Origin of the sequence: Mesorhizobium sp. M0296, assembly GCF_040321675.1 — a bacterium.
In the GTDB taxonomy this organism is placed as follows: domain Bacteria; phylum Pseudomonadota; class Alphaproteobacteria; order Rhizobiales; family Rhizobiaceae; genus Mesorhizobium.
This window is the reverse complement of sequence record NZ_JAMYRZ010000019.1, coordinates 116,382-122,381: the sequence shown is the minus strand read 5'-3', so window position 1 is coordinate 122,381 and position 6,000 is coordinate 116,382. Positions and strand designations below refer to the sequence as shown.

General features: G+C 59.6%; 6 protein-coding genes and 2 pseudogenes. 2 read left to right on the top strand and 6 right to left on the bottom strand.

The features are described from left to right. Nucleotides 1–613 (top strand): annotated as a pseudogene (locus tag NKI97_RS19470) (transposase); the annotation flags it as partial. 291 nt (nt 614–904) lie between these two features. On the opposite strand, the pseudogene NKI97_RS19465 reads toward NKI97_RS19470, so the two are convergent. The 3 genes and pseudogenes from NKI97_RS19465 to tnpA form a co-directional block, all read right to left on the bottom strand. Continuing rightward, nucleotides 905–1,369, bottom strand: a pseudogene (locus NKI97_RS19465) (transposase domain-containing protein); the annotation flags it as partial. Nucleotides 1,370–1,423: 54 nt separating this feature from the next. Then, nucleotides 1,424–1,777, bottom strand: a complete 354-nt coding sequence (gene tnpB, locus NKI97_RS19460) for an IS66 family insertion sequence element accessory protein TnpB (RefSeq protein WP_006200090.1) — start codon at nt 1,775–1,777, stop codon at nt 1,424–1,426. Beyond that, nucleotides 1,758–2,231 carry an IS66-like element accessory protein TnpA gene (gene tnpA / locus NKI97_RS19455; RefSeq protein ID WP_352836036.1) on the bottom strand — a complete coding sequence of 158 codons (474 nt, stop codon included), beginning with the start codon at nt 2,229–2,231 and terminating at the stop codon, nt 1,758–1,760. The genes tnpB and tnpA overlap by 20 nt, the downstream gene beginning before the upstream one ends. A gap of 201 nt (nt 2,232–2,432) precedes the next feature. Between tnpA and NKI97_RS19450 the strand changes: the two genes are divergently transcribed. After that, nucleotides 2,433–2,624 (top strand): sigma factor, encoded by a 192-nt coding sequence (locus tag NKI97_RS19450; RefSeq protein WP_245518736.1) that lies wholly within the window; start codon nt 2,433–2,435, stop codon nt 2,622–2,624. Between the two features lie 459 nt (nt 2,625–3,083). On the opposite strand, the gene NKI97_RS19445 is transcribed toward NKI97_RS19450, so the two are convergent. From NKI97_RS19445 to NKI97_RS19435, 3 genes are all read right to left on the bottom strand, one after another. After that, nucleotides 3,084–3,581: a helix-turn-helix domain-containing protein gene (locus NKI97_RS19445; RefSeq protein ID WP_189523723.1), complete on the bottom strand. Its 498-nt coding sequence runs from the start codon at nt 3,579–3,581 to the stop codon at nt 3,084–3,086. A gap of 665 nt (nt 3,582–4,246) precedes the next feature. Beyond that, entirely contained in the window at nt 4,247–4,591 is a 345-nt protein-coding gene (locus NKI97_RS19440; RefSeq protein WP_287159888.1) for a hypothetical protein, read from the bottom strand. Between the two features lie 88 nt (nt 4,592–4,679). Next, on the bottom strand, nt 4,680–5,393 hold the full coding sequence (locus tag NKI97_RS19435; protein WP_352836032.1) for a ParA family protein: 714 nt from the start codon (nt 5,391–5,393) through the stop codon (nt 4,680–4,682). Nucleotides 5,394–6,000 lie beyond the last annotated feature (607 nt).

The following is a 6,000-nucleotide window of genomic DNA, read 5'->3' as shown; positions in this document are numbered from 1 at the left end:
GCCAGGGCATCCGCGACTACGAGCCTTTGCGCCGCGACCGGCGCGATCGCCTGGAAGAACTGCGGACCGGCGATGGCCGCGCCCTTCCGGCCCGCATGAGGCCCAGATCGGCCGCGAACTTGACCGTCTCGAATTGCTGCTCGGCCAGATCAAGGCCGTGGAGGCCGAGCGCGACGCGCTGCTCGCCGCGACGGCGGTGGGCGCCTCGACGCCGGCGGCGATGTTGCTCAAGCTGAAGGGCATCGGGCCGGAATTCGCGACTATCCTCCATGCCGAAGGGCTGTTCCGGCATTTCAACAACCGCAGGCAGGTGGCCGCCTACGCGGGACTGGCACCTTCCCCATGGAAGAGCGGCACGATCGATCACGAACAAGGCGTGTCGAAGGCAGGCAATCCGCGGCTGCGAACGACGATGGTCGAGCTTGCCTGGCTGTGGCTGCGCCATCAGCCGGCCTCGGGCTTGGCCCGCTGGTTCAGCGAACGGGTGGCGCGCAACGGCGGCCGCCTCAAGAAGGCAATGATCGTCGCGCTCGCCCGCAAGCTGCTGGTGGCGCTGTGGAAGTACGCGACCGCCGGCGTCATCATCGAGGGAGCGCACATGAAAACCGCATGACCGCTTCCATCACCCTTTTCCTACATTCCGCAAAGGCCTGATCAGCCTTTCGGATCCAGGTGGGCGAACCGAAAATATGCATGGCCTCAACAGCCGATCGGCAGAATGGTTTCGTCTTCCTGAGCCTGCGCCCGCCGCAAGCGGGATATTGGTGCTGCCGCCAGGAGCGGCGACCGCATGTGAGGTGGATGAGGCCCCGGCGACCGGGCCGCGTCACGTGATCGGGCTCAGACCTTGGACCGAAACTGCGAAGGAGGAAAAATCACACTTGACCATGTAATCCCCATGTGAAGCATATTTGAACCGCACATTCTGCAGGACCTTCGCCTTCACCTCGATATGAAGTTGCTCGGTAACGGCCTCGCCCATGCGATGCATCTGGTGACGGCAGCAAGGACAAGCCTTCTGATCGTCGGGAAGGTCATACTCGACGCGCTCGCGCGGCAGGTTTTCCGGCAAGGCCTTGCGGCCGCGCTTCTTTCCCGTCGCCCCTTCGCTGGCCGGCAAGCCCGTGTCCGGCAGGACAACGACGCCGCCATCTTCGTTGTCGGCGGCGTCCTCATCCGCGGCCTGTTCGGCTTCATTGAAGAGGCGGTCAATGTGCTTTTCACTGCGCGGCGCAAAACGATGCAGTCGTGCAAGCGCCAGCTCTTCCTCGAGTTTGACGACGCGTTCGGTGAGTTGACGGTTCTGCGCCTGCAGCGCAGCAATACGCGCCATCAACGCTTCAACAGTCGGTTCGCCGGGCCGATTCATCAGATTCTTGAATCGAAAGCATGCCGCCGCGTCAACCGCTCAATTCGAGAGCCCTCAACCGGCAACCTGATATTGCCGCACCGGATGGCGGACCATCGCATCGATATCGATGCCGTCGAGGATCCAGTGCAATTGCTCGGTCGTAAGCGTGACCACCGCTGCCTCCCGGCGCGGCCACCTGAACCTGTCCTCGGTCAGCCGCTTCAGGACCAGCACAAAGCCCGACCGATCGAAGAACAGGAGCTTCATCCGGTCGCGACGGCGATTGCAGAACGCAAAAACCGCCGGAGCAAACGGATCGAGCGCCATCGTCTCCTGGACCAGAACCGCAAGGCTGTTGATGCCGGCCCGGAAGTCGATCGGCTCGCGGTGCAGGTAGACTTTCAGGTCAGCGCCCAGTGTGAACATGACCCAGCGCTCCGATTACCGCTGCCAACGCATCCACATCACCGCATTCCAGCGTCAACTTCACGCCGTTCGGCAGCGACGCGCTCACCTTGCCCGGAGAGGAAAAATGCGCTGTCCTTTTCGATGCCGACCCACGCACCCCATCGCAAGTCCCCGGCAAATCCACCGCAGCCATGCTGCTCTGTCGCAGCAAGACCCGATCGGAAGTGCTTTCAATCTGAACCGGGATGAACGCCGGTGGCGAGGACGGCGGGAGGGACTGGGTCTCCGCGCGCTTCTTTATCCACTTCCGAAGAAGGTTCGCATTGACCCCATGTTCGAGCGCGAGCCTCGATACCGACACGCCAGGCTCAAGGCAGGCCGAGACAAGACGGTCCTTCGATGCCGGGTCGTATCGGCGTCGCCCGTCCCGACCGACAAGCCTCACCCGCAGTTTCTGCTCATCTTCTTCCATCACAAGGTGTCCACCTATTTCGGTGGACACCTTGCATCAGAGCACTCAACAGCAAAAGGTGCGGGGAAATTCGCGCTTACGTTCAAGTAGAGACCGGGTCGCGATGAGAAAGTCCGCGATGCCCACGGTCGCCTTGCTAGGACCGATGATGGCATGGCCGCCACCATGGCGCTGGTGCGCGCCATTTGACGCGCGAGGCGGATGCCTTCCACCCCATTATCAAAACTCATAACCAGTCGCTTACCGCTCTACCGCATTGCGCGTGGCCTATTGTGCAGTGACGCCGAGGCCGAGGACATCTTGCAGGAGGCCTATGTTAGGGCCTTAGCCCATCTTAGCGCCTTTCATCGGCGACGCCTTCCTGTCGGCCTGGTGGCACATAGTCATCAGTGAGGGCGCGGTTAGTTGCGCGAGCGCAAAGCCGCGGAGCAATGTTCGACAACCCGGAGTCGCAGATCATCCGGTTTCCACTCAATCCAAGCGGCGATCCGGAGCAGCGCACTGGCAGATTCTCGGGCTGGTTCGAGCGGGCGACCGACAGCCCGTCGTAACGTCTACTGCCCCGTCTTCTTCGCCCGCGTCATTGAGGGGCTGATCGTCGAGGAACGGCCCACCTGCTCGGCGTCAAGCCGAGATGTCAAAGACCAGGTTGCACCGTGCCCGCGCTCTGATGCCGACGCGCGCCAGGAAACAAGCCAGAAACTTGGTACATGCCGGTTAAATCTGTCCTGCAAGCTTAATTGGCTATTGAAACAATAGCCGATCAAGCTTGCCCTGACGGAAGTCATCTTGGCGAAGAGGTTGTGGCCAGTTGTGGCGAGGCCCGACTTTCGCCACCGCAGCGCGAGGCGCCTAAAGACGTCCTTCTTCTCCCCTTTGTGTTTCCGCCGCCGCTCCTTCCGCGGCCCGCTCCAAGGCCACCATTTTCTTGACCAGGGCCAGCAGATCGCGCTTGGTTCCGTGGGGCAGAGACACGATCTGTTGCGCTAGCTCCATGGTGTCGTGCGCTTCCTCCTCAGTGCGGCCCCATAGATGCGGGGCAGCACTGAACAGCATCGCCATTGGCATGAATCCGAGGATTTCGCACAAGTGGATCATGCGCGTGACGTGCATTTTTGAGAATGCGCGTTCATAGCGGCCGTAAACCTGCATCGAAAGGCCAAGCAAGGGAGCAAGCTCTGCGCGGGTCAGATCCTTGTCCTCGCGCGCCTTACGGATGAAGGCGGCAATTCTTTCATCGAGTTCGCCGAAGGTTTTGATGCCTTCGAACCCCGGGCGTCGGAAAACAGGCTTGTCGATCTCGGGATCGATCGTCTCAACCAATTCCATTTTGATTTTATAGGCGTCCATATCTTTCGGCACGTCCTCTCCCTTCTTGCTTTTTTCCAGTCGCGGATAGGGCGACGCCTCAACAAACATTTTGAAAACGGGATTGACCCAAGCACGCCTCAGCACTCTCTTGCGCAGCGACTTTCCAGAAGCGGAGAGTGAGGACAGCGCTTTCGGCTACTCGCAAAAAGCCACCATCACTTCCATGCTGCGCTCGCGTGCCATGCTTCTTTGCGGAGGATCCTGCATTATAATGCCCTCGACTTGGACTGGGATAGGCACTGCCCACCGGGAGAAAATCAGCGCGCCTTGGCTGCAACCTACGCCGCTTTCCCTCGAACACAGCTTCGACAAGTTTTTCCCATCGAGACACCCCAGACGCGCCGGGAGTTCGCCAGCGATTGATTCTTTTTGCCGATACTAATACATCGCCGCAGGGTAACCGTCGATCCCGCCCCGTGCATTGATGTATCTCAATTGGATAAGCGAAACAGCTCGCCTTTGGCGATTTCGTCAGATGGCCGAATAGCCGCATCGGCAGCGGATTCGAAAGCCCGTTCAAGGGGAAGTGGCGTTTTGAGCCTCCACCCAAGTCGATGCCTTGGCGACCGACCCACGGTGCGGCGTAGATGCCAATGAGGATACCGATTGTCATCCCGAGCAGGAATCTTCAACCGCCTGACGGATCAATAGCCGTTGTCTCGGAGAAACTGGTCGATGGCCGCCTTTATGATCACCGTCATCTTGATGTCGTTGTCGAAGGCGGCCTTTTGCAGTCGCATCTTCGTGTCGTAGTCCAGCGGGCAATTGACGTAGTGCTTGGCTTCTCGCGCGTGCGCGCGTTTGAGGTCGCGCAAGCGATAGCGTCCCTCCTCCTGAGCCAGAGCACGTTCGATCGCCTTGCTCTTGCGCTCTTCACCGCTTGGGTTCGGCAGACTGCGCTGCGGCCGTTCTCTTGTCGCATCCGCTTCTGAAACCGGCGCCGCTGCTGGTTCCCTTGCAGCCGTACCAGCCTCTGCCTCTTCCGACACAGAGGCTGGTTTCATTGCGGCTTTGGATATGGCTGCCTTCGGCCGTCGCGGAGCGATCGGAAAGTCAGAGACGGACAGTTTGCCTGGTTTAGACATTTCCCACCTTTTCCCGGTTTTCTGCGAGATGGCGATCAAGCTCGGCCACAAACGCCGCGACCTCCGCGCGACCCTTCATCACCGGGTCGGTCAGCTCGAGCATCTGCAAGGTGCCGAGGCCGTTGCGGATTTCGCGGTAGCAATTTCTTTCGGTGAGCTCGGTTTCCATCAACGTCGATTCGTAGCCATTGGCGCGAAGGTTGGCGATGAACGGACGGATCAGCCTGTAGGCCTCAAGAACGCGGCCGGGAAGGGCGATGCGCGTCACCACGTTGAGGTGGGGAATCGTGCGTCCGTTCCTGTCGCCAATATCCGCGGTGATGGTCGCGGCTTCGCCGGCCGCCTTGATTTCATCCTGGTTCGGCTGAATTGGCGTCAGCACCAGGTCGGAGTTGCGGATGATCGTGTCGCGAATGACGCTATCGACGCCCGGTGAGTCCATCAGGATTACGTCATAGATGCCGTCTTGTTCGGCAAGCACGGTTTCAATGCTTCGCTGCGTTGCCGCGCTATGCAGCTCGACGTTGGCCGGAAGATTGTCCTTGGCCTCACATCGCTTCCACCATTCGGCGAGGTTCTGGCGCGGATCGGCGTCGATCAGAAGAACCTTCCTTCCATGAATAGCGTACTCGCCGGCAACGAGGATGATAACCATCGTCTTCCCGGCACCGCCTTTTCCGCTGATCGCGCAAATTCTTTGAGTCATGTTCGATCCCTTTTTTTGCCGTCTCCAAGGGCTTCAATGCGGCAGGCCGCCACCACGCAGCATTTCCAAACGAAGCGAATGCTTGATTTTGCACGGCGTTTTTACACCATGCGATCACTCCTCACTATCCTAGTGTGTGGTACTTCAATCACATCTTGCTTTCACATCGTAACGTCATGGCATGTGAACACATCGTGTGAACAAGTCGTGTGAAACGGAATCAACCGCGCGCTGCCGTTTGAGCCATCCTGAAAGTCTCCACGGTCGCCCAATTTCTCCTTGGCGGCACCGACCTTCCCCGCTCCTAATTGTGGTGAACCCCGGAGCCGCGCGAAGGCCCACTGTGCCCCTCGCACGCAGTCCGCCAGGGCGAAGAGCGGAGCGTCCCTTGCGGACGAGTACGAGGGGCACAGAAAGGCCGACAAAGCGGTCCTGGAGGTGAACCCTGGAGAGCGTTTTAGCGTTTGAAGGGGATTGGCAGGGCGAAGGCCCTGCCAATCGTTTCGATGTGGACGAGCGAAATGTTGGACGCTCGAAGAGTTGGTTTTTGTTGAGTGCGAATTTCACGTCTATTGAGAGTGGCAGGATACGGAAAAATGTGCGACAT